Annotated in this window: 21 protein-coding genes; 10 read left to right on the forward strand and 11 right to left on the reverse strand. The window is 74.1% G+C overall.

Translation table 11 applies throughout. The features are described 5' to 3' along the window. Positions 1-80: 80 nt before the first annotated feature. From BLS21_RS10475 to BLS21_RS10485, 3 genes are all read right to left on the reverse strand, one after another. Positions 81-1247, reverse strand: coding sequence for an acyl-CoA dehydrogenase family protein (locus BLS21_RS10475; protein ID WP_091217415.1), 1167 nt, complete (start codon positions 1245-1247; stop codon positions 81-83). A 7-nt stretch (positions 1248-1254) separates the two neighbouring features. Beyond that, complete coding sequence (locus BLS21_RS10480; protein ID WP_091217418.1) at positions 1255-2430, reverse strand: acyl-CoA dehydrogenase family protein; 1176 nt, start codon at positions 2428-2430, stop codon at positions 1255-1257. Positions 2431-2573: 143 nt separating this feature from the next. Then, positions 2574-4247: a carboxylesterase/lipase family protein gene (locus tag BLS21_RS10485; RefSeq protein WP_091217421.1), complete on the reverse strand. Its 1674-nt coding sequence runs from the start codon at positions 4245-4247 to the stop codon at positions 2574-2576. A 167-nt stretch (positions 4248-4414) separates the two neighbouring features. Here BLS21_RS10485 and BLS21_RS10490 point away from each other — a divergent pair, with 167 nt between their 5' ends. The 3 genes from BLS21_RS10490 (at position 4415) to BLS21_RS10500 (ending at position 8088) form a co-directional block, all read left to right on the forward strand. Beyond that, positions 4415-5239 (forward strand): hypothetical protein, encoded by an 825-nt coding sequence (locus BLS21_RS10490; RefSeq protein ID WP_091217423.1) that lies wholly within the window; start codon positions 4415-4417, stop codon positions 5237-5239. A 96-nt stretch (positions 5240-5335) separates the two neighbouring features. Next, positions 5336-5647: a hypothetical protein gene (locus tag BLS21_RS10495; protein WP_091217426.1), complete on the forward strand. Its 312-nt coding sequence runs from the start codon at positions 5336-5338 to the stop codon at positions 5645-5647. Positions 5648-6483: 836 nt separating this feature from the next. Then, a complete protein-coding gene (locus BLS21_RS10500; protein WP_175479526.1) occupies positions 6484-8088 on the forward strand; it encodes a KAP family P-loop NTPase fold protein in 1605 nt (534 codons plus the stop codon). Between the two features lie 355 nt (positions 8089-8443). On the opposite strand, the gene BLS21_RS10505 is transcribed toward BLS21_RS10500, so the two are convergent. Then, positions 8444-9613, reverse strand: coding sequence for a 4-hydroxybenzoate 3-monooxygenase (locus BLS21_RS10505; RefSeq protein ID WP_091217432.1), 1170 nt, complete (start codon positions 9611-9613; stop codon positions 8444-8446). A gap of 50 nt (positions 9614-9663) precedes the next feature. Then, positions 9664-10440, reverse strand: a complete 777-nt coding sequence (locus BLS21_RS10510; RefSeq protein WP_091217434.1) for an IclR family transcriptional regulator — start codon at positions 10438-10440, stop codon at positions 9664-9666. A gap of 72 nt (positions 10441-10512) precedes the next feature. On the opposite strand from BLS21_RS10510, the gene pcaH reads away from it, so the two are divergent. The 5 genes from pcaH to pcaC are packed head-to-tail and all read left to right on the forward strand — an operon-like array spanning position 10513 to position 14465. Further along, a complete protein-coding gene (gene pcaH / locus BLS21_RS10515) occupies positions 10513-11259 on the forward strand; it encodes a protocatechuate 3,4-dioxygenase subunit beta (protein ID WP_091217437.1) in 747 nt (248 codons plus the stop codon). Beyond that, positions 11256-11936: a protocatechuate 3,4-dioxygenase subunit alpha gene (pcaG, locus tag BLS21_RS10520; RefSeq protein WP_245700265.1), complete on the forward strand. Its 681-nt coding sequence runs from the start codon at positions 11256-11258 to the stop codon at positions 11934-11936. The genes pcaH and pcaG overlap by 4 nt, the downstream gene beginning before the upstream one ends. Further along, positions 11933-13258, forward strand: coding sequence for a 3-carboxy-cis,cis-muconate cycloisomerase (gene pcaB / locus BLS21_RS10525; RefSeq protein WP_091217439.1), 1326 nt, complete (start codon positions 11933-11935; stop codon positions 13256-13258). The genes pcaG and pcaB overlap by 4 nt, the downstream gene beginning before the upstream one ends. Then, positions 13255-14034 (forward strand): 3-oxoadipate enol-lactonase, encoded by a 780-nt coding sequence (gene pcaD / locus BLS21_RS10530; RefSeq protein ID WP_091217442.1) that lies wholly within the window; start codon positions 13255-13257, stop codon positions 14032-14034. Before pcaB ends, pcaD begins: the two co-directional genes overlap by 4 nt. Further along, positions 14031-14465, forward strand: coding sequence for a 4-carboxymuconolactone decarboxylase (gene pcaC, locus BLS21_RS10535; protein WP_091217445.1), 435 nt, complete (start codon positions 14031-14033; stop codon positions 14463-14465). Before pcaD ends, pcaC begins: the two co-directional genes overlap by 4 nt. Positions 14466-14577: 112 nt before the next feature. Here pcaC and pgi read toward each other — a convergent pair whose 3' ends face one another. Next, entirely contained in the window at positions 14578-16224 is a 1647-nt protein-coding gene (gene pgi / locus BLS21_RS10540; protein ID WP_091217448.1) for a glucose-6-phosphate isomerase, read from the reverse strand. Positions 16225-16333: 109 nt separating this feature from the next. Between pgi and BLS21_RS10545 the strand changes: the two genes are divergently transcribed. Continuing rightward, positions 16334-17794 (forward strand): benzaldehyde dehydrogenase, encoded by a 1461-nt coding sequence (locus tag BLS21_RS10545; RefSeq protein ID WP_091217450.1) that lies wholly within the window; start codon positions 16334-16336, stop codon positions 17792-17794. On the opposite strand, the gene BLS21_RS10550 is transcribed toward BLS21_RS10545, so the two are convergent. Then, positions 17782-18747, reverse strand: a complete 966-nt coding sequence (locus BLS21_RS10550) for an NAD(P)H-dependent flavin oxidoreductase (protein WP_091217453.1) — start codon at positions 18745-18747, stop codon at positions 17782-17784. The genes BLS21_RS10545 and BLS21_RS10550 overlap by 13 nt on opposite strands. A 39-nt stretch (positions 18748-18786) precedes the next feature. Then, a complete protein-coding gene (locus BLS21_RS10555; protein WP_091217456.1) occupies positions 18787-19821 on the reverse strand; it encodes a nitronate monooxygenase in 1035 nt (344 codons plus the stop codon). 118 nt (positions 19822-19939) lie between these two features. Here BLS21_RS10555 and BLS21_RS10560 point away from each other — a divergent pair, with 118 nt between their 5' ends. Further along, positions 19940-20797, forward strand: a complete 858-nt coding sequence (locus BLS21_RS10560) for a LysR family transcriptional regulator (protein ID WP_091217459.1) — start codon at positions 19940-19942, stop codon at positions 20795-20797. 132 nt (positions 20798-20929) lie between these two features. On the opposite strand, the gene BLS21_RS10565 is transcribed toward BLS21_RS10560, so the two are convergent. The 3 genes from BLS21_RS10565 to BLS21_RS10575 form a co-directional block, all read right to left on the reverse strand. Beyond that, positions 20930-21496 (reverse strand): hypothetical protein, encoded by a 567-nt coding sequence (locus BLS21_RS10565; protein WP_175479527.1) that lies wholly within the window; start codon positions 21494-21496, stop codon positions 20930-20932. Positions 21497-21691: 195 nt separating this feature from the next. Continuing rightward, a complete protein-coding gene (locus BLS21_RS10570) occupies positions 21692-22930 on the reverse strand; it encodes an MFS transporter (protein ID WP_091217461.1) in 1239 nt (412 codons plus the stop codon). 265 nt (positions 22931-23195) lie between these two features. After that, positions 23196-24077, reverse strand: coding sequence for a 5-oxoprolinase subunit C family protein (locus BLS21_RS10575; RefSeq protein ID WP_091217664.1), 882 nt, complete (start codon positions 24075-24077; stop codon positions 23196-23198). Positions 24078-24090 lie beyond the last annotated feature (13 nt).

The following is a 24090-nucleotide window of genomic DNA, read 5'->3' on the forward strand; positions in this document are numbered from 1 at the left end:
ACCGCCGCGCGTGTCCGCACCGGGAGACGACCGCGGCCGGCGCCCCACGGGGGACGCCGGCCGCAGTGGTCGCCGGTGGCTCAGCCGGTGTAGGGCGCGCCCAGCGGGTCGACGGTCTCGTGCCCGGTCACGTCGGCGGCGAGGCGGGACAGCGCCCAGTCGCCGTCGCCGAGGACGTGGTCGATGGCGGTGAGCCGGCTGGTGTGGTGGCCGACCGTGTACTCGGCGGTCACGCCGATCCCGCCGTGCAGCTGGATCGCCTCCTTGCCGATGTGCCGGCCGGCGCGGCTGGTCTGCAGCCTTGCGCGGTCGGCCGCGGTGACGACGTCCCCGCCGGCGTCGGCCACCATCGACGCCCACAGCGCGGTGCTGCGGGCCAGCTCGAGCGAGACGTACATGTCCGCGGCGCGGAAGGTGAGCGCCTGGAACCGGTTGAGCGTCACGCCGAACTGCTTGCGGGTCTTGAGGTACTCGGCGGTGGTGCGCAGCGCGGTGTCCATCGAGCCGATGGCCTCGTGGGCGTAGGCGATGCGCGCCTCGGCGAGCACCCGCTCGATCTCCGCGGTCCGGTCGGCGGTGCCCTCGCCGAGCAGCTCGGCCGGGGTGCCCTCGAAGCGGACGTTGGCCGCGCGGCCGCCGTCGTGCGTCCGGTAGCCGGTGCGGGTCAGCCCCGCCGCGTCGCCGCGGACGAGGAACAGCGCCGTCCCGCCGTCGGCCCCGTCCCCGGTCAGCAGAGCGGACACGACGAGGACGTCGGCCCGCGCGCCGTTCAGCACCGGCTCCTTGACGCCGGTGAGCGTCCAGGAGTCGCCGTCCCGGGTGGCGGTGACGGCCTCGGCCGACGGGCTCCAGCGGGTGCCGGGCTCGGCGTGCGCGGCGGCGGCCAGCGTCGTCCCCTCGGCGATGCCGCCCAGGACCTCCGACCGCTGGGCGTCGGTGCCGACGGCGGCGACCAGGCCGCCGGCGAGCGCCACCACCTCGATGAACGGCTCGGGCGCGAGCACCCGGCCGATCTCCTCGGCGACGATCGCCACCTCGATCGGCCCGGCGCCCATGCCGCCGTGCTCCTCGGCGAAGGGCAGCCCCAGCAGGCCCATCTCGGCCAGCCGCGACCAGGTCTTCTCGTCGAAGCCGGGGTCGGTCCCGGTCACCCGGCGGCGCTGCTCGCTGTCGCCGTAGGCGCGCTCCAGCAGACCGCGCACGGCCTCCCGGAGGTCGTTCTGCTCACTGTCGAAGGTGAAGTCCACGGTTGCCTCAGAGCCCCAGGATCGTGCCGGCGATGATGGTGCGCTGCACCTCGTTGGAGCCTCCGTAGATGGAGACCTTGCGGTAGTTGAGGTACTCCGGCGTGGCCACGCGGGCCCAGTCGGGGACCTCGGAGCCGTCGTCGGCGAACGAGGACAGCGAGAGCGGGCCGGCGATGTCGGCCACCAGCTCCGTGGCGGCCTGCTGCAGCTCCGAGCCGCGGAGCTTGAGCACCGACGAGGCCGGGTGCGGCTTGCCGTCGGCCGAGTGCGCGGCCACGCGCAGCGCGGTGAGCTCCAGCGCGAGGAGCTCGTTCTCCACCTCGGCGATGCGGCCGGCCATGCGCGGGTCCTCGGCGAGCGGGCGACCGCCCACGGTGACCTCCTGCGCGTAGGCCTTGGCCTGGGCCAGCAGCCGCTTGGTGCTGCCGACCCGCGCGATGCCCACGCGCTCGTTGCCGAGCAGGAACTTGGCGTAGTCCCAGCCGCGGTTCTCCTCGCCGATCAGGTTCTCGGCCGGCACGCGGACGTCCTCGAAGAAGACCTCGTTGACCTCGAAGCTGCCGTCGATGAGCTCGATCGGCCGCAGCGTCACGCCGGGGGTGTCCATCGGGAAGACCAGCAGCGAGATGCCGCGCTGCTTCTTCTCCGCGGTGGGGTCGGTGCGGACCAGGCAGAAGATCCAGTCGGCGTGCTGGCCGAGCGTCGTCCACGTCTTCTGGCCGTTGACCACCCAGTCGTCGCCGTCGCGGACGGCGGTGGTGCGCAGGCTGGCCAGGTCGGAGCCGGCGTCGGGCTCGGAGAAGCCCTGGCACCACCAGATGTCGAGGTTCGCCGTCTTCGCCAGGAACCGCTCCTTCTGCTCCTGGCTCCCGAAGGCCGCGATCACCGGGCCGATCATGCTGGCGTTGAAGGCGAGCGGTTCCGGCACGCAGGCCAGCTGCATCTCCTCGCGCCAGATGTGCCGCTGCAGCGGCGTCCAGTCCCTGCCGCCCCACTCCACGGGCCAGTGCGGTACGGCCAGCCCCGCGGCGTTCAGGATCCGCTGGGTCTGGACGTACTGGTCCTTCGAGACGTGCCGGCGGGCCGCGACGGTGTCGCGGATCTCCTGGGGCACCTGGGTGGTGAAGAACGTGCGCATCTCCTCCCGGAAGGCCTCCAGCTCCGGGGACAGTTGCAACCGCATCGGGCCTCTCTCCTGACGGCGACCGTGCCGTCTCGCAGGGTGGGAGACCGACTTTCCCACACTTCCTACCGGCGGGTAGCACCGGTGGGTACGGCGTGGCGGTCGCCGTCCCGGGATCGCCGTCCACCGCTCGAGGCCGCTGGTCAGGCCTGCGCCAGGGAGGTCCAGAAGGCGCAGTTCGACCCGGCGGCGACGTCCACCGGTCCGACCCCGCCGGCGGAGGCGAGGTCGAGGCCCTGCACGTCCCCGCTGTCGCGGTGGTGGTGCCACCGGGGGACACCCGGGCCGTCGGGGTCGCCGGTCGCGGCGAAGGTGGTCCAGTAGCGGACCATCGTCGCCGACAGCTCCTGCTGCTCCGGCGTCAGCGGGGCGCCGAACAGGCCCGGGAACAGGTACGGCAGCTCGCTGCCGTGGCTGGCGTCCTCCGGGTGGTCCGGTGACGGGAGGTCGACCAGCGGGGACGCCGTCCGGTCGCGGAACTGGTAGGCGTACACCCGCGGCCGTCCCGGGGTCGCCGACAGGGCCGCGTAGGCGTCGACGTGCGCACAGGTGGACAGCATGGTCGGGGGGCCGGCGTCGCTGTACACCGCCGCCAGTGCCCGCAGCGGCGAGGGATACGCGTCGGCCGGGTAGCGGGCGAGGACCTCCTCGGCCCGGTCGCCGTAGCGCGCGGTCAGCTCCGCCGCGTACTCCTCCGCGGTCAGCGTCGGGGACGGCGGGGCGCCGGTCGAGACCAGCGGCTGGTCCGGGGCGAACAGCGTGTTCTCGTCGCGGTTGTTGCCGTGCAGGACCGGTACCCGCGCGTACTCGCCCGCGGCGATGGCGTCCGCCGGCTGGACCGGCAGGGCCGAGCCGCCGACGACGAAGGCGCCGCTCTGCGGCAGGGCGCCCAGCCAGGCGCGCAGCAGCTCCTCGACCCCCACCTCCCGCAGGCAGGCCGCCACGTCGGTCCCCCCGGCGCAGCCGACCGCCGCGGCGACCTGGTCGCCCCTGGCCTCGGCGGTGGCCAGGTCCTCGGAGCGCGCGGTGCAGCTGTAGCTCTGCGCGATCGCGCGGTCGAACAGCCCACGCGCTGTCGGCGAGACCAGCTGGGCGCAGACCGACGCGCCACCGGCGGACTCGCCGAACACCGTCACGGTGTCCGGGTCGCCCCCGAAGGCGGCGATGTTGCGCTCCACCCAGCGCAGGGCGGCCTGCTGGTCGAGCAGGGCGGCGCTGCCCGAGGCGACGTCGCCGTTCTGGGCGGACAGGTCCCGCTGCGCCAGGAAGCCCAGCGGCCCGAGCCGGTAGTTGATCGTCACGATCACCACGTCACCGTCGACGGCGAGCCTGCCCGCGTCGTACGGCGACCCGGCGCCGAGGACGAAGAAGCCGCCGTGGATCCACACCATGACGGGCAGCTCCCCGCGCCGGCCCTCCAGGCCGGCCGGCGTCGTGACGTTCAGGAACAGGCAGTCCTCGTCCGTCGACGCGATGGTGCTGAGGTCCGGGAACTGCGGCTGGGGGCAGCTGCTGCCCGGCTCCGTCGCGTCGCGGACGCCGTCCCACGGCTCCACCGGCGCCGGCGGCCGGAACCGGAGGTCACCCACCGGCGGGGCGGCGAACGGGATGCCCTGGAAGAGGCGGTAGCCCTTCGCCAGGGTGCCCCGCACGGCGCCGTCCTCGGTGGGCACGACGACTGGCGGCGCACCGTCGGCCGTGACCGCGGCTGCGCCCCCGGGGGCGGCGAGGGCCGGCCCGCCACCGGCCAGGAGGGCCGCGCCGAGACCGAGGGAGAGCAGTGCCCGGCCGAGCGGCCGGGGGAGGGAGGGTCGCACGGGACCTCCGGGGGCTGGTCGGCCCGCCGCGCGACCGGAGCCGTGTCACGACGGTCGTGCGGAGGGTAGGGGACCGGGGGTCGGTGCGGGCCCCGGAGGCGCGTGCCCGTCCACCCGCCGCCGGTCCCCGCGCGTGTCGCCGCGGTCGTGCGGGCACGCTCGTCAGCGTGTTCGACGTCGACTGGATGGGTCAGCTCAGCCGCGAGGTGCTGCGGGAGCGGCTGCCCGCGCTGATCGCCGAGACCTGCGCGTGGGCCGTCGGCATGTCCGACCGGCCGCACCACGAGCGGCGCCGCGGCCGGCTGGGCGAGACCGGCGGGACCATCGGTGACCGCATCGCCCGCGGGCAGCCGCTGTCCGGTGAGGAGGACGGCCGCCTCGACCTCGGCGACGCCCGGCCGGGCAGCTTCCGCGACGTGCTCAACGCGGTGGACGCCACCGGGGTCCTCTACGCCGACCGGTTCGACCGCGAGGTGCTCGAGCCGTTCGTGCTGGCCACCTGCGTGCTGGCCGCCGAGCGGGCGCGGGCCACCCGGCGGGCGGAGTGGGCCGAGCTGCTCGACGACCTGGGGGAGGACGGCCGCGACCTGGTCGGGGTGGTCCGGGCGGGGGAGTGGGAGACGTCGCTGCGCACCGAGGCCGAGCACCTGGTGCTGGCCGCGCTGGCCGACGTCCCGCTGCTGGAGGTCGAGGCCGAGGGGCTGCCGCTGTCGCTGCTGCGGGCGGCCGAGGCGCTGACCCGGGAGGCCGCGACCGCTCCGCCGTCCGGGCCGCCGGGGGAGGACCCGGCCGCCTCGGGGGCGGTCTTCCTGGCCCGGGCCGCGCTCGCGGGCCTCGACGAACCGGTGCCGCCGTCGCAGGCCGACCGGGTGCTCACCGCGCTGCTGGCCGAGGGCATCGAGCCCGAGGAGCTGCCCGCCGTCCTGCCGCACCTGCCACTGGCGCCGGGCACCGCGGACGCCGTCCTCACCCTGCTCGACGCCGGCCGCTGACCGCCGTCGGGACACCGCCCTCGCGCCGGGGTGCCGGCGTCCGTCACGATGGAGAGGGCGGTCCAGGGCCGCGGAGCCCGGTGGACGGAGGACAGGATGAGCGATCAGCAGCCGGTCGAGCCCGACGCGATCCTCGGGAGGGACGGGGCCGCGGTCCCGGGCCCGCGGGGTTCCGGCCTGGCGCCGCAGCAGCTCCCCTCGCTGGTCCCGGCGCTCGCACGCGTGGCGTTCGCCGGGCCGCTGCTCACCGCGTCGGCTCTCGCGCTCACCGCGGCCGCTGCGGCCAAGGCGGTCGAGGTGGCCGGCCGGGTGGCCCGGCAGCGGATGGGTGCCGATGCGGTGCGGCAGGTGCTCCCCGGCGGGATCGAGGTCACCTGGACCAGGGTCGAGGTCCGGTGGACCCCCTGAGCGCCGCAGCGCCCCACGGCCCGGCGACACGGAGCTGACCCGGCCGACCCAACGCGGCAAGGAGCCTCGCAGCGGCCCACCTGAGGCTGTTCCATGAGGTCGCCTACTTCTGACGAAGGCGCGTAGTCGGCATCGTCGCCAGGTGCTCCCGAACCTGCAGCGTCAGGCGCTCTCCTTGCGCTTGGCCGTCAACCGGCGGCCAGAGCAGCTCCCTGGGAGCTCATGTGGTCTCCGAAGGACACCTTGCCGCTCTGGACGAACGGCGCTCATAACGGAGGATCGACGAGCGACCAGCGGGTGCGCCTTCCCATGTCGGGCGGACCCGTGAGTACATGGCAGCTTTCTTCCATAGGCCGGCATCCTCTCCGTAGGTGCAAGAGGCGCAGGTAGTGACCTGGGCTGGGGCCCCGGAGTGGACCTCCCAAGGGTGCGCGCAGTCGGTGCACATTCTGTCGGCCATGACGGCTCAGGCCGCCCCTCAGGGCAGGACACCGCTGCTGTCTCAAGAGTTGCCTTGCGTTCCTGGGCGACCCATTAAGGGGTCGACGCAGCGGTGACGCTCTGGTGACGTCTGCGTGACGGTCGCCCGTGCAGACTCCGCCCTCTTTGCTGTGGTCGAATCTCGAGCCGGATGGCGTATCGAGCCTCGCCTCAGCTCGACGATCAGCTTTGATCCTTGGGGGTGAGAATAGGTACAAGTGGTCACGGACGAGCGATCGCGCCGACGCCCTATTCAGGAGCGAAATGAACACGCGCCGGCAATCTCGGCAAACGGTGTTTTCACCTGTCGAACTGCGCGTCGTCTATCCGTATGGATCTCACGGAGGACTCCAGTGGTGAACTACAGCTCTTTTCGTATTCTTCTGGACACGCCCGCGAAAGCGCCTGGACTGGGTTTTACGCACTACGCCGAGGCTCTGGCGGAAGTGGTATCGGAAAGTCCCGCACGTTTCGCAGTAGGGATCTTCGGAGACTGGGGAGCCGGCAAGACCACTTTGATGCGAGCGGTCCAAAACCTCCTGGCAGCAGATTCTGGAGTGCTGACAGTTGAGTTCAATGCCTGGCGTTACGAGCGGGAGCCCGACCTGATCGTGCCATTGCTGGATATAATGCGGGACAGGCTATTAAAACTTACGGCCGACAACGATGAGGCCGACGATGATCGTCAGCAGATGATTCGTCGCGCAGCTAGCCGCATCGCTCGAGCCGCGCGCGCAATACTCCACGGATCGACGGTCACTCTGAAGACACCTGTAGTGGACGTTGGACTGAACGCGGGTGCAATACTGGATGAATGGTCGAAGGGGGCGCAGACGCAAGCTCCATCACTGCAATCGTTCTATCATGCGGCCTTCAAAGAGTTGGAGGGAGCCGCGGGTGATTTCCGAGAGGCCGGCCTAGAGCGCGTGGTCGTCTTCATCGACGACTTAGACCGATGCCTCCCGTCCCAAGCGCTGCAGGTCCTCGAGTCTATGAAGTTATTCTTCGATCTTGAGGGATTTGTTTTCGTCTGCGGACTTGATCAGGACCTCGTTGCGCGAGCAGTTTCGTCCAAGTATCCAACGCCCGCCACCGAGGCTGTCGAACACGTGTCCGGCAGTGAGTACATTCAGAAGATATTCCAATTACCGTTCGCACTGCCGCGCATTACTTCGGCTGACCTCAGGCACTACAACGAGGTGCTGCTTCGAGACAGCGATTGGGCTGACGATCAGAAGGTGGACTACAACGTAGTCGTCCGGCACCATCTGAGATTTCTCGTCGAGAATGACACCGTTAATCCGCGAGAGGTCAAGAGACTGATCAATTCGTATGTCATCCAGATGAAGATCCTTACGCGGCGGCTCGCCGTCGTGGATCCGAACATCGTCATGATCCTCCAACTTATGGGCTCCCGTTCCGACTGGCGACCTCAGTACTTGGCGCTAGCGGCAGATCCACAGTTGTACGTTTCGACGGTCCTGCAGCCGGAACTCGCGGATGGCCAGGGTGTCAATGACGGAGCGCCGCAGTTGCCACCATCTTTGTACAACTACTTGAACCAGGAGGGGCGGGCGCTGTTGTCTGTGCCTGATTTGGGCCCATACGTGCTCGCCGCGGAGTCAACTCGTTCGACCGACACAACTTTGATCACAATCCAAGCGGCACTGAGACGGCTTCGCGCCGCCATTGCCGACTTGGCGGTGAATGTGCAACCGCAGACCGTTCAAGCAGTTCAGGAGCAATTGAGGCCCCTTAGCTCTCTGGGTGCGAGACGCAGCGGCCCGTTAGCGGCACGCTGGAAGCAACAGGCCGTGCAGTTGGAGGCCTTGGTTGAGGAGCTTCATCCGAATCAAGGAGAGCTGCCGCAAGGCTGGAGTGAGCGGGTCACCAGGACGGTTGACCAACTAGATCTTATTGCGCGCGAACTTCGAAGTGAGTCAACGTTCGGGGAAACGTGATCGTCGTCTTGAACAATCTGAGGAGGTCGTAGCCCCCGCTGCGCATCAATAAGTCTTTTCGTGGACAGGTCGGCGCTGCTGCCGACGCAGATCTGGATCTTGTCAGTGCCGAGGATTTTGGCATCGCCGCGCCAGCTTGCACCGGCGGGTATCCCTGGGGCTGTCTTCACAGGGACGGTGCCTGGAGCCAGTCAGCATGGGGATCGTTGTCCGGCCGCCGTGGCGCCAGGTCGGTCAGTGTGCCTGCTGAGCTTGGCATGTGGGGGTCGTGGGCGTGCACGCGTTCGGACCGTTGGGTAGCGCGGCCACCGGCTACCGGCCGCCGTTGATTCGGCCGGCGGCCGGTGGCCGCGACTCAGAGCTCGAGCGGGAGGCCGGTGTAGTTCTCGGCGAGCTCGCGCGCGGCGGCCTCCGAGGAGCAGACCCGGCGCAGCTGGGAGAGCTGCAGCTCGGCGTCGAAGTCGTCGCCGGAGCGGTGCAGCATCGACGTCATCCACCAGGAGAAGTGCGTGCACCGCCAGACGCGGGCCAGGGCGCGGTCGGAGTAGGAGTCGACCAGGTCGGTCTCCTTCTCCTGCAGCAGCCGCACCAGCGCCTGGGCCAGCAGGGTGACGTCGGCGACGGCGAGGTTGAGGCCCTTCGCGCCGGTCGGCGGGACGATGTGCGCGGCGTCCCCGGCGAGGAAGAGCCGGCCGCGGCGCATCGGGGCGCTGACGAAGGAGCGCATCGGCAGGATGGACTTCTCCGTCACCGGCCCGCGGTTGACCGACCAGCCCTCCAGCGCCATCCGGGTGTCGAGCGCGTCCCAGATCCGCTCGTCCGACCAGTCCTCGATCCTCTCCGACGGGTCGACCTGCAGGTACAGCCGGGACACCGTCGGCGAGCGCATCGAGTACAGCGCGAAGCCCTCGGGGTGCCAGGCGTAGATCAGCTCGTCGGTGGCGGGCGCGGCGTCGGCCAGGATGCCCAGCCAGGCGTAGGGGTAGGTGCGCTCCCACACCCGCCCGCCGGCCCCCTGCACCACCGGCCGCGAGACGCCGTGGAAGCCGTCGGTGCCGGCGACGGCGTCGCACTCGAGCACCTGCGGGACGCCGTCCGCGTCGGTGAACCGGATCCGCGGGCTGTCGCCGTCGACGTCCTCGAGCCGGACGTCGGAGACCTCGAACAGCAGCGGCGGGCCGCCGTCCAGCTGGGCCTTGATGAGGTCCTTGGTGACCTCGGTCTGCCCGTAGACCCACACGGTGCGCCCGCACAGCGCCGGGAAGTCCAGCGTGTGGCGCACACCCGGGTACTGCAGGTGGATGCCGGAGTGCTCCAGGCCCTCGCGCTGCAGCCGGTCGCCCACGCCGGCCGCGGTCAGCGTGTCGACGGTGTGCTGCTCGAGGATGCCGGCGCGGATGCGCGCCTCCACGTAGTCCCGCGACCGGTTCTCCAGGACGACCGAGTCGATGCCCTGCAGGGCCAGCAGCCGTGACAGCAGGAGGCCGGCCGGGCCGGCGCCGATGATCCCCACCTGGGTGCGCACGGGCCGAGTGTGACCGCCGCAACGCCCGGATGGGAACCGTTCGCTCCCGCTCAGTGGAAGGGCTGAGCCCGCGCCAGCTCCCGCCCGATGCCGCGCGCGGCCACCTCCAGCACCGGCACCAGCCGCAGCAGGTCCCGCCGGTGGCTGGGGACGACGATGCCCAGGGCGGCGACGACCGCCGGGCCGGCCGGCCGCTCGACCCGCACCGGGACGGCGACCGACAGCGTGCCCAGCGACATCTCCTCGGCGGTCCGCGCGTACCCGCGGCGGCGCACCTCGGCGATCTCCCGGCGCAGCCGCCCGGGGTCGACGATGGTGTGCCGCGTCTCGCGGGTGGGCGCGCGCAGCACCGCCTCGGCGACGTCCTCCGGCGCGGCGGCCAGCAGCACCTTGCCCACCGCGGTGGCGTGCAGCGGCAGCCGGCTGCCCACCTGGCTGACCACCGGCACCGACTCGCGGCCGGAGACCCGCTCGACGTACAGCGCGCTGCGGCCCTCGCGGACCGCCAGGTGCACGGTGTCGCGGGTCGCGGTGTGCACGTCGAGCAGGAACGGCGCGGCGACCTGGCGCAGCTCCAGCTGCACCGGCGCGAGCAGGCCCAGGTCCCACAGCCGGCGGCCGATCTCGTAGCGGCCGTCGGGACGCCGCTGCAGCGCACCCCAGTCGGTGAGCTCGCCGAGCAGCCGGTGCACGGTGGTCAGCGGCATGGCGGATCGCTCGGCGATCTCCGACAGCGACAGCCGCGGGGCACCGGTGTCGAAGGCGCCGAGGACGGCGAGCGCGCGGGAGGTGACCGACCGCCCGGGGGTGCTGCTCCGACCGGCCATCGCACCTCCCTGCTTCCGACCACCGGAAGCGATCGCTTGGGAGCGTAGAGCCGGGGCCGTACCTTCCACGCTATGACCGGCACCACATCGGAGAGCAGGCTGATACTGCCGCGCTACCTGCGCGAACCCGCCGAGAAGCGGACGCCCGTCGGTTTCCCCGACTACCGGAGCACGGCGCTGCGCGCACCGCTGCGCACCCCGGTCGACCTGCCGCACCGGCTCACCGAGGTCACCGGCCCGGTGCTCGGCGAGGACCGGGTGCTGCCCCAGGACGCCGACCTGACCCTGCGCAACGGCGGCGAGGCGATCGGCCAGCGGATCCTCGTGTACGGGCGGGTCCTCGACAGCGACGGCCGCCCGGTGCCGGACGCGCTGGTGGAGGTGTGGCAGGCCAACGCGGCCGGTCGCTACCGCCACGTCGCCGACAACTGGCCGGCGCCGCTGGACCCGCACTTCGACGGGCTGGGCCGCGTGGTGACCGACAGCCTGGGCCGCTACGAGTTCATGACGGTCAAGCCCGGCGCCTACCCGTGGGGCAACCACCACAACGCCTGGCGCCCCGCGCACATCCACTTCAGCCTGTTCGGCCGCGCGTTCACCCAGCGGCTGGTCACCCAGATGTACTTCCCGGACGACCCGCTGTTCGGCCAGGACCCGATCTTCAACGCCATCCCTCCCGTCGCGCGGCACCGGGCGGTCAGCCGGTACTCCCTCGAGCGCACGCAGGACAACTGGGCGCTGGCCTTCGAGTGGGACATCGTGCTGCGCGGCACGGACCAGACCCCCTTCGAGACCGACGACGACGGAGACGTGGCGTGACGACAGCCGAGGGAGCGTCGCAGTTCGTGGACCCGCTGGACGTCCCGCCGGACCCGGCCACCCCGTTCCAGCCCCGGTCCGGGCAGCGCGGCACCGGCTTCCTCACCGAGCCGTTCCGGCTGGGCACCACCCCGAGCGCGACCGTCGGCCCCTACCTGGCCATCGGTCTGACCTGGCCGGACGGCATCTGGGCCGCGGCGGAGGGCACCGAGGGCGGGATCTGGATCCGCGGCCGCGTGCTCGACGGCGCGGGCGACGTCGTCCCCGACGCCATGCTGGAGACCTGGCAGGCCGACCCGGACGGCCGCTTCCCGTCGCCCGAGGACCCCCGCGGCGCCTCGACCCACCCCGGCTTCCGCGGCTACGCCCGCGCCTCGACGGTCCACCCGCCGGGGGAGTTCGGCATCTTCACGCTCAAGCCCGGCCGGGTGCCCGACGGCGAGGGCGGCCTGCAGGCGCCGCACATCGACGTCTCGGTCTTCGCCCGCGGCCTGCTCGACCGCGTCGTCACCCGCATCTACTTCGCCGACGAGGCCGCGGCCAACGCCGAGGACGTCGTCCTGCGGGGGCTGACCGAGGAGCAGCGCCGCACGCTGGTCGCGGAGCCGACCGACGACGGCTACCGCCTGGACATCCACCTGCAGGGCGAGCGGGAGACGGTGTTCTTCGCCGTATGACGCTGCTCTCCGGGACCTTCGCCCGCGGCGGGGCCGCGGCCGCCGTCTCCGACGACGCCTGGTTCCGGGCGCTGCTGGCCGTCGAGGCCGCGCTGGCCCGCGCCGCGGCCCGCACCGGGCTGGTGCCCGCCACCGCGGCCGACGCGGTCACCGCCGCCTGCGCGCACCCCGAGCGGCTGGACCTGGCGACCGTGGTGGCCCGGGCGGCGGACGCCGGCAACCCGGTGCCGCCGCTGGTGCGGGTGCTGCAGGACGCGGTCGGCGAGCGCGACGCCGGCGCCGTCCACGTCGGGGCGACCAGCCAGGACGTGCTCGACAGCGCGCTGCTGCTGATGGCGCGCGACGCGATCGCCGCGGTCGACGCCGACCTGGCCGCGGCCGCGGAGACCGTCGCGGAGCTCGCCCGCACCCACCGGGACGACGTCCTGGCCGGCCGCACGCTCATGCAGCAGGCGCTGCCCACGACCTTCGGGCTCAAGGCCGCCGGCTGGCTGGCCGGGCTCGACGGCGCCCGGCTGCGGCTGGCCGAGGTGGTCGCCGCGCTGCCGGTGCAGTACGGCGGCGCCGTCGGCACGCTGGCCGCCAGCGGTGGGGCCGGCGTCGCGCTGCGGGCGGCACTGGCCGAGGAGCTGCAGCTGACGAGCACCGCCGTCCCGTGGTTCACCGTCCGGCTGCCGGTCGCCGATCTCGCCGGGGCGCTGGGTGCCGCCGCGGGCGTGGTCGCCACCGTGGCCGTCGACGTCGTGCTGCTCGCCCAGACCGAGGTGGCGGAGGTCGCCGAGGTGGGCGAGGGGCGGGGCGGGTCGTCGGCGATGCCGCACAAGCGCAACCCCGTGGCCGCCGTCTCCGCCCGGGCCTGCGCCCGCCGCGCGCCGGGGCTGGTCGCCACGCTGCTGTCGGCGATGGAGCAGGAGCACGAGCGGGCCGCCGGCGCCTGGCACAGCGAGTGGCCGACGCTCACCGAGCTGCTGACCACCGTCGGGTCGGCGGCGTCGTGGCTGGCCGAGAGCCTGCGCGGGCTGCGCCCGGACCCCGCCCGCATGGCCGCCACCGCCGCGGCCGCCGCCGAGGGTCCCCTGGCCGGCGCGCTCGCCGAGGCGCTGGCGCCCACGCTCGGCAAGGGCGCGGCGCACGACGCCGCGGCCGCGGCGGTCCGCGAGGCCCGCGACAGCGGCCGGCCGCTGGCAGAGGTCGTCGCCACCCGGACCGACGTCGACGTGCGTGCGGTGCTCGCCGCCGGTAGACCCGACGTCGGCGAGGCCGGCGCCCAGGTGGACGCCGCGCTCGCCGAGCACGCCGCACTCACGGAGGGACGCCCATGACAGCCGTCGAGGTCTCGTACACCGAGGACGGGCCGGCCGACGCGCCGGTCGTCGTCCTGTCCAACTCGCTCGGGGCCACCCGCGGCATGTGGGACCCGCAGGTGCCCGCGCTGGCCGAGCGCTACCGGGTGGTCAGCTACGACACCCGCGGCCACGGCGACTCGCCGTCCCCCGCCGGGCCCTGGTCCCTCGACGACCTGGTGGACGACGTCGTCGCGCTGCTCGACCGGCTCGGCGTGCAGCGGGCCCACGTCGCCGGGCTGTCCCTGGGCGGGATGACGGCGCTGCGGCTGGCCGCCCGCGAGCCCGCACGGGTGGACCGGCTCGTCGCGCTGGCCACGTCGGCCAAGCCCGACCCGCAGGGCTTCCTCGACCGGGCCGCGGCGGCCCGCTCCGGCGGGACCGCGCCGCTGGCGCCGACGGTGGTGAGCCGGTGGCTGACGCCGGCGTACGCCGCTGAGCACCCGGACCTGGTGGCGCGGCTCGAGGCGATGATCGTCAGCGCCGACGACGAGGGCTACGCGCTGTGCTGCGAGGTGGTGGCGGCGGTGGACCTGCGCGAGGACCTGGGGCGGATCACCGCCCCGACGCTGGTCGTGTCGGGCGCCGAGGACCCCGCGCTGCCGCCGCCGCACCAGCAGGCGATCGCCGAGGGCATCGCCGGCGCCTCCCTGGTGTCGGTGAGCCCGGGCGCGCACCTGCCCAACCTCGAGCAGCCGCTGGAGGTCACCGGTGCGCTCCTGGCGCACCTCGACGCGGCGGGCGGGCACGCATGAGCGAGCTCCCCGACACCGACGACGCCCGCCGGGCTCTGCCTCCCAGCACGGACGACGAGCGCCGTGCTGCCGGCATGCGCACCCGGCGCGAGGTGCTCGGCGACGCCTGGGTGGACCGCGCGGTGTCCGGCACGACGCCGTTCACCGCCGACTTCCAGGACTTCATCACCCGGGTGGCCTGGGGCGACATCTGGCAGCGACCCGGCCTGTCCCGCCGCGACCGCAGCCTGATGACGCTGTCGATCACCATCGCGCTGCGCCACTGGGACGAGTTCGCGCTGCACGTGCGGGCGGCGAAGAACAACGGCCTGTCCGACGAGGAGATCGCCGAGGTCGTCCAGCACGCCGCCGTCTACGCCGGCGTGCCCGCGGCCAACCACGCGTTCAAGGTCGCCGCGCCGATCCTCGAGGAGCTGCGCGGCGGGGAGTGACCGTCCCGCGGCCGGCCCCCGGTGCGAGATCTGCACACTGGCGGCCTTCGAGCCCTCGAAGGCCGCCAGCGTGCAGATCTCGCGGGGGGACGGGTCGGGGCAGGGGCCTTCTTCAGGCCGGCCGGCCGCGGCCCTCCCGCAGCAGCCGGACCAGCGCGTTGGTGGACGAGTCCGAGTCGTACTCCGGCGCGGACTCGCTCTGCAGCTTCGGCGCGAGCTGGTTGGCCATGACCTTGCCCAGCTCCACGCCCCACTGGTCGAACGAGTTGATGCCCCAGACGACGCCCTGGGTGAAGACCCGGTGCTCGTAGGCGGCGACCAGCTGCCCGAGCACCGACGGCGTCAGCTTCGGCGCCACGATCGCGTTGGAGGGGTGGTTGCCCGGCATGACCTTGTGCGGGACGACGTCCGGCGCCGTCCCCTCGGCGGCGACCTCCTCGGCCGTGCGGCCGAAGGCCAGCGCGCGCGGCTGGGCCAGGAAGTTGGCCAGGAACAGGTCGTGCATGCCGTCGAGGTCCCTGTCGTGGGCGAGATCGCTGGGCTGGGCGAAGGCGAGGAAGTCGGCCGGCACCAGCACCGTGCCCTGGTGCAGCAGCTGGTAGAAGGCGTGCTGGCCGTTGGTGCCCGGCTCGCCCCACACGATCTCCCCGGTGGCGACGTCGACCGGTGAGCCGTCGAGGGTGACCGACTTGCCGTTGGACTCCATGCACAGCTGCTGCAGGTAGGCGGGGAAGCGCGCCAGGTACTGCGAGTAGGGGAGCACCGCCTGGCTCTGCGCCCCGAAGAAGTCGACGTACCAGACCGAGATCAGGCCGAGCAGGGCCGGCAGGTTCTCCTCGTACGGCGCGGTGCGGAAGTGCTCGTCGACGGTGTGGAAGCCGTCGAGCATCTCCCGGTACTGCTCCGGCCCGATCGCCACCATGAGCGAGAGGCCGATCGCCGAGGTGAACGAGTACCGGCCGCCGACCCAGTCCCAGAAGCCGAACATGTTGGCGGTGTCGATGCCGAACTCCGCGACCTTCTCGGCGTTGGTGGAGACGGCGACGAAGTGCTGGGCGACGGCCTTCTCGTCGCCGCCGAGGCCCTCGACCAGCCAGCGGCGGGCCTCCTTGGCGTTGGTCAGCGTCTCCTGGGTGGTGAAGGTCTTCGACGCGACGATGAACAGCGTGGTGGCCGGGTCCAGGTCGCGGGTCGCCTCGGCCAGGTCGGTCGGGTCGATGTTGGAGACGAACCGGAAGGTCAGCGACCGGTCGGAGTGGTCGCGCAGCGCCAGGTAGGCCATGGCGGGGCCGAGGTCCGAGCCACCGATGCCGATGTTCACCACGGCCCGGATCCGCTCCCCGGTGTGCCCGGTCCACGCCCCGCTGCGGACCCGGTCGGCGAAGTCGGCCATCCGGCCGAGGACCTCGTGCACCTCGGCGTTGACGTCGTGCCCGTCGACGACGAGGCCGCGGGCAGCGGGGTCGCGCAGCGCCACGTGCAGGACGGCGCGGTCCTCGGTGGCGTTGATGTGCTCACCGCGGAACATCGCCTCGGTGCGCTCGCGCAGGCCCACCCGCTCGGCCAGCGCCGCGAGCAGCCGCACCGTCTCGCGGGTCAGTCGGTTCTTGGAGTAGTCGAGGTACAGGTCGCCGGCGGTGACGACCAGCTCGGTGCCCCGCTGCGGGTCCTCGGCGAACAGGTCGCGCAGGTGCCGGTCGCGCACCGCGCGGTGGTGCTCGGCCAGCGCCTGCCACTCCGCGCTGTCGCTGATGCCCATGGACCCCTCCCGTTCCCGGCCGACGGATCGGCTGCCGTGCCTCCTACCCTGCCGGGAGGCGAGCCGCGGGGCGACCCCAGGCCCCGCCCGCCCCGACGAGAGGACAGGCATGGCACTGCTGGACGACGGCGCGTGGCACGGGAAGGTCTGGACCGGTGCGTGGACCGACGGGTCGGGCGGCACGTACGACGTGGTCGAGCCCGCGACCGGGGACGTCGTCGGCGCGGTCGGGCGGGCCACCCCGGAGGACGTCGCCGCCGCGGCGGACCGGGCCGCCGAGGCCCAGCGGGCGTGGGCGGCCCTGCCGTTCGAGGACCGGGCGCGGGTGCTGCGCCGCGCCGGTGAGGTGCTCGAGGGCTCCGCCGACGAGATCAAGGGCTGGCTGGCCCGGGAGACCGGCGCCATCCAGCCCTTCGGCGACTTCCAGGTGCACACCACCGCCGCGGAGTGCTACGAGGCCGCAGGCTTGCCCAGCCACCCGTACGGCGAGCTGCTGCGCACCGGGGCGCCGCGGCTGTCCTTCGCCCGCCGGGTGCCGGCCGGCGTGGTCGGCGTCATCGCGCCGTTCAACGTGCCGACCATCCTGGCGATCCGGGCGATCGCCCCGGCGCTGGCGCTGGGCAACGCCGTCGTCCTCAAGCCCGACCCGCGCACCGCGGTCTCGGGTGGTGTGCTCTTCGCCCGCGTCTTCGAGGAGGCCGGCCTGCCGGCCGGCGTGCTCCAGGTGCTGCCCGGCGGTGCGGACGTCGGCGAGGCGCTGGTGACCGCCCCGCCGGTGCGGGTCATCGCGTTCACCGGCTCGACCAGGGCCGGTCGCGCGGTCGGCGCGCTGGCCGGTCAGCACCTCAAGCGCGCGCACCTGGAGCTCGGCGGCAACTCCGCGCTCATCGTGCTGCCCGACGTCGACGTGACCGCGGCGGCCTCGGTGGGTGCCTGGGGCACGTTCGCGCACCAGGGGCAGATCTGCATGGCCACCAGCCGGCACCTGGTGCACGAGTCGATCGCCGAGGAGTACACCGCCGTCCTCACCGAGAAGGTCGAGAAGCTGCCCGTCGGCGACCCGTTCCGCGAGGAGGTGGCGCTGGGCCCGCTGATCGACGCCGGCCAGCGCGACCGCGTGCACGGCCTGGTGACGAGCAGCGTCGAGGGCGGGGCGACGCTGCGCACCGGCGGCACCTTCGAGGGGCTGTTGTACCGGCCCACCGTGCTCGGGGACGTCCCGGTCGAGGCGCCCGCCTACCGGGAGGAGATCTTCGGCCCGGTCGCCCCGGTGACCCCCTTCTCCAGCCTCGACCAGGTGGTGGAGCTGGCCCGCGGCACCGAGTACGGGCTGTCCCTGGGCATCCTCACCCGCGACGTCTACGCCGGCCTCCAGCTGGCCGAGCGGATCCCGTCGGGCCTGGTGCACATCAACGACCAGACGGTCAACGACGAGGCCGTGGCCCCGTTCGGCGGCGTCGGGGCGTCGGGCACCGGTTCCCGGCACGGCGGACCCCAGGCCAACATCGAGGCGTTCACCGAGACCCAGTGGGTCACCCTGCGCGGCGACCTGCCCGCCTACCCCTTCTGACGTCCCGTCAGGATGCGCTCCGCCTGCGCGGCCATGTCCCGCACGACGTCGCCGGCGTCCTCGATCGCGTGGACCTGCCCGACCGCCTCGCCGACGATCATGTTGGCGTGGTCGAGGTCGTCGGCCTCGACGGCGTGCCGGAACTCCGCGCGCGCGTCGTCGAGGTGCTCGACCAGTTCGGTCTCGGAGCCGTGCCAGCGGACCACGAAGTCGTTGGCGAGGACGCGGCCGGTGTAGACGGGAGGCCAGTCCTTGCCGCGGACGATGTCGTAGACGCTGGTGCGCCGGGTGGCGTCGCCGGTGGTGGCGAGGGCCCGTGCGTGGGCGGCTCGGGAGACGGCGGCCTGGCGTGTCGCCCAGAAGCGGGTGCCGGCCACGACCCCGTCGGCGCCCAGCGCCAACGCCGCTGCGACGCTGCGGCCGTCGGCGATGCCGCCGGCGGCCAGGAGCAGCACCTCCGGGCGCTGCTCGGCGATGAGGTCGGCGGCCTCGGGCACGAGCGTGAAGGTCGACCGCGTGCCCGTGCCGTGGCCACCGGCCTCGCCGCCCTGCACGCAGACCACATCGGCGCCGACCTGCAGCGCCTCCTCGACCCCGGCCCGGTCGTGGACCTGGCAGATGAGCGGGACGCCGGCTCGGTGGATCCGCTCGACGTAGGGGCCGGCGTCCCCGAAGGACAGGAAGACGGCGGCCGGCTCGTGCGACAGCGCGATGTCGACGAGGCCGGCGTCGATGCTCCAGGTGATGAAGCCGCACCCGACGCGGGTGCCCGCGGCCGCCGAGACCTCTCGGCGCAGCCAGTCCGGGTCCCCGTAGCCGCCGCCGATGAGCCCGAGGCCCCCGGCTCGGCTCACCGCGGTGGCGAGCTGCGCGGTGGAGACGACGTCCATCGGTGCGGAGACGATGGGGTGCTCGATCCCGAAGCGCTCGGTGAAGCGGGTGTGCAGGGTCATCGCGTCTCCTCTGTCGGGCGGGCGGTGTGGTCGGAGCGGTCAGAGGAACTCGGCGAGCCGGTCGACGACGGCGCGCGCGGGTCCGGTGGTGGCGGAGCGGAAGCCGGTGCCCGCCCACAGGTGCAGACCGTGCGGGTCCCCGGCGGCAGCCGCGGCCTGCCGGAGCGCGCGGGTGAGGTGGTGGACGGCCGGGTAGCCGGCCGGGCCGGTGGCGCTGTAGCGGTCGGCGAACCGGTTGCGCAGGGAGCGCGCCGGGCGGCCGGTGAACGCGCGGGTGATGACGGTGTCGGGGAACTGCGGATCGGCCAGCGCGTCCTTGTGGGTACGGGAGGCGCCGCTCTCGTCGGTGCGCAGCAGCAGGGTGCCGACGGCGACGGCCGACGCACCGGCGGCGAGCAGCTCTGCCACGGCCCGTGGGCCGTCGACGCCGCCGGCGGCGATGACCGGGAGCCCGGTCGTCGCGACGACGCCCCGGGTGAGTTCCGCGGTCGGCGTCTCGGTGATCGGCCGGAGGGGGTCGTGGGTGCCGGAGTGCCCGCCGGCGCTGCTGCCCTGCACCACCAGCGCGTCGGCGCCGACGTCGGCGGCCGCCTGGGCCTCCTCCACCGTGGTGACGGTCACCAGCACCTGGCTGCCAGCACGGCGCAGCGCGGCGACCTCGGCCGGCCGGGGCAGGCCGAACGTCACCGACACCACCGGCACCGGATCGGCCAGCAGCAGGTCGAGCTTGTCGGCCCACTGGTCGTCGTCGTGGACCGGCGTGGCCTGGGAGAGGTCGAGGCCGTAGCGCTCGGCCTCCGGTTGCAGCTCGCGGGCGTACCGGCGGAGGTCGGCGTCGTCGATCTCGGTGGTGCCGGGCGCGAACAGGTTCACCCCGAACGCCGCGCCGGTGCGGCGCACCTCGGCGATCTCGGCGGCCAGCGCCTCGGGGGTCTTGTAGCCGCCGGCGAGGAAGGCGAACGCGCCGGCCTCGGCGACCGCGGCGGCCAGCCTCGGCGTGGTGGCGCCGCCGGCCATCGGTGCGGCGGCCAGCGGCAGCGGGCTGCCCAGCGGTTCGGGTGCGGTGCGTGCCATCAGCGCCTCTCCAGCGTCCGGCGTGGTCAGCGGGTCTCGCGGCGAGCCCGACGACGACGCTAGGCAGTGGGTGCCGCCGCCGGAAATGCCGCTGCGACCGCGCCTATGCTCCGCAGGCATGGATGTGGAGCTGCGCCACCTGCGCGCCTTCACCGCGGTCGCGGCCCACCGCTCCTTCACCGCCGCCGGCCGGGAGCTGCTGATCGGCCAGCCCGTGCTCACCCGCACCGTCCAGCAGCTGGAGGCCGCGCTCGGGGTGCGGTTGCTGGAACGGACGTCCCGATCGGTCGAGCTCACCGACGTCGGCCGGGACTTCCTCGACCGCACCCGCGCCGTCCTCGCCGACCTCGACCGGGCGATCCTGGCCGCCCGCGGTGAGCAGGAGCTGCGGCTGGGCTTCCAGTGGGTCCTGCCCGACCCCTGGGCCACCGAGACGATCACCGGGTTCGAGCAGGCCACCGGGGCGAGGGTCACCCTGCTGCGCCGCGACGACGTCGACGCCGCCCTAGAGGCCGGCGACCTCGACGTCGCCATCACCCGTACCCGGCTCACCACGTCGGGGACGGTGCAGACGCCCCTCTTCGACGAGGACCGCGTCGCCGCCGTCAGCACCCGCTCCCCGCTCGCGGGCGAGGACGTCATCGACTGGCTGGAGCTGGCCGGGGAGCCGGTCGTCGTCAACACCGTCAACGGCACCACGCAACCGGACTCCTGGCCGGCGGAGCACCGCCCGACGCGGGTGGTGACCTGCGGCAACTACGACGAGTGGCTGCTGCTGGTCGCCACCGGCCGCGGCGTCGGCGCCGTCCCCCGGTCGGCCGCCCGCACCGGCACGCACCCCGGGGTCACGTTCGTGCCCCTGACCGGGGCGCCACCGGTTCCCGTCTGCCTCGCCTACCGGCCCCGCCGCAGCAGCCCGCTGGTGCGCCGGTTCGTCACCTTCGCCGCGACCGCAGCCACCGCTCACCCCGGGTAGGCATGGCGGACCGGCGTGCCGGGGATGCCGCCGAGGTGCCCCACAGGGGCCCGCTCCGGGGTGGACTCCGCCTGCCGCGGCACACGTCGCCGCCCCCGAGGCTTGCAGGAGTCCACCCGAGCTGGCCGTCCGTCATCGGCCGATCGCCGTGTCGGTTCGTCGACACGGCGACCAGCCGACACGGCGACGAACCGACACGTGGTCCCGATGGGTCAGAAGGCCGGGGGATCGGTGTCCCGAGGCAGCGGGTCCGGCGGTGGCGCGCCAGCCCTCTGCGGCGGGTCCGGTGCCGATGGCCTCGGGCAGCAGTCGGGCCTCCACGGCCCGGGCGATCGCCGGGGCGGTCAGGCCGAGCACGTCGGCCAGCACCTTGGCGCGCGGCTCGTCCAGGGCGCCGACGGCCAGCGCCGCCCAGGTCGCGGGCAGGTGCTCGCGGTGGGTCCAGGCGCGGTGGGCCAGGTTCGCGGCGGTGCGGCGGCCGCAGTTGAGCACCACCGCCAGCTCGGCGGTGAAGAACTGCGACACCCCGGGCAGCTCGGGTTCCGGCGCCCAGGACCCCTTGCGCGCGCCGGGCCGGTCCGGTGGCGGGTCGAGGGTGTCGGGGGTGTCGTCGGCCAGCCCCAGCACCAGCTCGGCCTCGCAGGCGGCGTCCATGGCCTGTCGGGCCCGCAGCCGCCGCAGCTCGGCGGCCTTTCCCACCCGGGTCAGCGCGCCCACCGGCAACCGGGCGGTGGTCGGGGGCCGGTCCAGCAGCCGGCCGACCGGCGCAGCCTCGATCGGCGTGCGCAGGGAGCCGGCCGAGGTCGTGCCCCGAACGGGTCGGGTACGACACTTCCGGGCCGCTGACCTGGCCATCCGTTCCTGGCCCGCCGGCGCCGGGCCAGGCAGGCGTGGTCAGCGGCGGGCCGCGGCAGCGTCCGTCGTCGCCTCGGTCACCAGCCGCGGGCGGCCGGCGTACAGCCCGGCCCCGAGCTGGAGGACCTGCAGGACGGCCAGGACGGCCAGCCCCGCGCGCCACCCGCCGGTCGCGTCGTGCAGCAGGCCGACGGCCAGCGGGCCGGTCGCGGCCACCAGGTACCCGACGCTCTGCGCGGCCGCCGACAGCCGGCCGGTCTGGGCGACGTCCCGGGTGCGCACCAGCACCAGGGTCAGGGCCAGCGGGAACGCCGTCCCCGTGCCCAGGCCCCACAGCACCGCCCACACCGCCGGGGCGGCCGTGGGCGCGGCGAGCAACCCGAGGATGCCGACGGTCGACAGCAGCGTCGCGCCGACCACCCACCCGACCTGGGACCGCGCCCGCGCCGCCAGCGGCGGGACGACGAGCGCGCAGGGTGCGCCGAACGCGGCTGCGACGGCGACGAGCGCCCCGGCGGTGACCGCGGACGTGCCGGCGTCGTCCTCCAGCACGTCGGCCAGCCAGGTGAGCATCACGTAGAAGGCCAGCGACTGGAGGCCGAAGAAGACCGTCACCGCCAGTGCCACCCGGTCGCGGAGGACGGCGACCACCGGCGGCCGGGCCACCCGCGGGCCGGCCGCGGGCCCGCGGCGCCGGGCGAGCAGGGCCATCGCGGCGGCCGCGAGCAGCACCGGTGCGGACCACACGGTCAGCCCGGCGACCGCGCTGCCGGTCGCCGTCGTCAGCGGCTGGGCCAGGCCCGCGCCCAGGCTCGCGGAGAACCCCATCGCGGCGGTCGCCGCGCCCAGCACCGGTGCCGCGCGGCGCCCGTACGCGGCCCGCGCGGCCGCCGGGACCAGCACGTTGCCCACCGCGATCCCCGCCGACAGCAGCACGGTGCCGGCGTAGAGACCCCACGTGCCGGCCGTGCGCAGGGCGATCCCGGCGGCGAGCACGGCCAGGCCGGCCAGGACGGCGCGCTGGACGCCGAGCCGCGCGGCCAGCGCGGGCGCGACGGGGGAGACCAGGCCGAAGCAGACCAGCGGGAGCGCGGGCAGCACCGACAGCGCGGCCTGCGGCACGGACAGCTCGGTGCCCAGTTCGCCGAGGACCGGCCCGACGGCCGAGAACGGCGCGCGCAGGCACAGGGCGGCCAGCACCAGGGCGGCGGCGGGCGCGAGCACCACCCACCAGCGGCGTGGGGAGCCGGTTCCGGTCGCCGGGTCGGCGGTCTGCACGCGCGTTCCTCCAGGGGGATCGGGGACGCCCATCGTCGCGCAGCACCGGCCGGCCACTCCGCAGCGGTGGTGGGCGGCACCTCCGCGGGGACCGGGCGCAGCAGACCGGGCTGGTGCCTCCCGGGCACGTCGGCCCGGGATGTCGGTTCAGGCCAGCCCCGCTGACGTCCCCGATGCGGTTGCCGAGGACGTCGAGGACCAGCAGCGTCGGGACGGTCCCGAGCGGCGTGGGGTCGACGACCCCCTGCCGGACGCCGACCGGTGGTCAGCGGGGGGCGACGGCGCCGCGGAAGCGGAGCGTCTGGCCCGGCCGCAGCTGGCCGCAGCGGTCGACGTCGGCGTCCTCGACGTAGCCGATCACCGGGTAGCCGCCGGTCACCGGGGCGTCGGCCAGGAAGAGGACCGGCTGCCCGGACGGCGGCACCTGCAGCGCGCCGCGCACCATGCCCTCGCTGGCCAGCTCGCCGGCCCGCGACCGCTCCAGCGCGACGCCGGCCAGCCGCAGGCCGATCCGGTTGCTCTCGCCGGTCACCTCCCAGGCGGTCGTGGTGAGGGCGGCCGCGGCCTCGGCGGGGAACCAGTCGGCGCGCGGGCCGGGGAGCACCCGCACGGTCACCTCGCCGCCGGGGGGGTCGGGCACCGGCGCGAGGTCCACCCCCGGCATCGGTGCCGTGGGCTCGCCGACGGGCAGGACGTCACCGGCGGAGAGCGCCGGCGGGCCGAGGCCGGAGAGGAGGTCGGTCGAGCGGCTGCCGAGCACCGGCTCGACGGCGATCCCGCCGCGGACGGCGACGTAGGTGCGCAGCCCCGTCGGCGGCAGGCCCAGCCGCAGCTCGCGCCCGGCCCGCAGCACCGTCGGGGCGTTGTGCGCGCCGGAGCACCGGGCGCCGGTCGTGGCCACCACCAGGTCCGCGCCCGTCCGCAGCACCAGCCCGCCGAGGGTCACCTCGAGCACGGCGGCGTCCGGAGGGTTGCCCACCAGCCGGTTGGACAGCCGTGCGGCGGCCCGGTCGCAGGCGCCGGACCGGCCGATGCCGAGCGCGCCCTGCCCGGGCCGGCCGCCGTCCTGGACGGTGGTCAGCGGGCCGGTCGCCAGCACGGTGAGGGAGCGCGTCGCTCCGCCCTGCGACGCGGCGCGGCCGGTCACGTGACCTCCGTGC

This window comes from Geodermatophilus siccatus (assembly GCF_900103785.1).
Lineage (GTDB): Bacteria > Actinomycetota > Actinomycetes > Mycobacteriales > Geodermatophilaceae > Geodermatophilus > Geodermatophilus siccatus.

Bases quoted from the DNA above. Each gene is read 5' to 3' on its own strand.
- BLS21_RS10560 (WP_091217459.1), top strand. From the start codon at position 19,940: ATGGATGTGGAGCTGCGCCACCTGCGCGCCTTCACCGCGGTCGCGGCC.
- BLS21_RS10510 (WP_091217434.1), bottom strand. From the start codon at position 10,440: ATGGCCGGTCGGAGCAGCACCCCCGGGCGGTCGGTCACCTCCCGCGCG.
- BLS21_RS10550 (WP_091217453.1), bottom strand. From the start codon at position 18,747: ATGACCCTGCACACCCGCTTCACCGAGCGCTTCGGGATCGAGCACCCC.
- pgi (WP_091217448.1), bottom strand. From the start codon at position 16,224: ATGGGCATCAGCGACAGCGCGGAGTGGCAGGCGCTGGCCGAGCACCAC.
- pcaC (WP_091217445.1), top strand. From the start codon at position 14,031: ATGAGCGAGCTCCCCGACACCGACGACGCCCGCCGGGCTCTGCCTCCC.
- BLS21_RS10555 (WP_091217456.1), bottom strand. From the start codon at position 19,821: ATGGCACGCACCGCACCCGAACCGCTGGGCAGCCCGCTGCCGCTGGCC.
- BLS21_RS10480 (WP_091217418.1), bottom strand. From the start codon at position 2,430: ATGCGGTTGCAACTGTCCCCGGAGCTGGAGGCCTTCCGGGAGGAGATG.
- BLS21_RS10495 (WP_091217426.1), top strand. From the start codon at position 5,336: ATGAGCGATCAGCAGCCGGTCGAGCCCGACGCGATCCTCGGGAGGGAC.
- BLS21_RS10545 (WP_091217450.1), top strand. From the start codon at position 16,334: ATGGCACTGCTGGACGACGGCGCGTGGCACGGGAAGGTCTGGACCGGT.
- pcaD (WP_091217442.1), top strand. From the start codon at position 13,255: ATGACAGCCGTCGAGGTCTCGTACACCGAGGACGGGCCGGCCGACGCG.
- pcaH (WP_091217437.1), top strand. From the start codon at position 10,513: ATGACCGGCACCACATCGGAGAGCAGGCTGATACTGCCGCGCTACCTG.
- pcaB (WP_091217439.1), top strand. From the start codon at position 11,933: ATGACGCTGCTCTCCGGGACCTTCGCCCGCGGCGGGGCCGCGGCCGCC.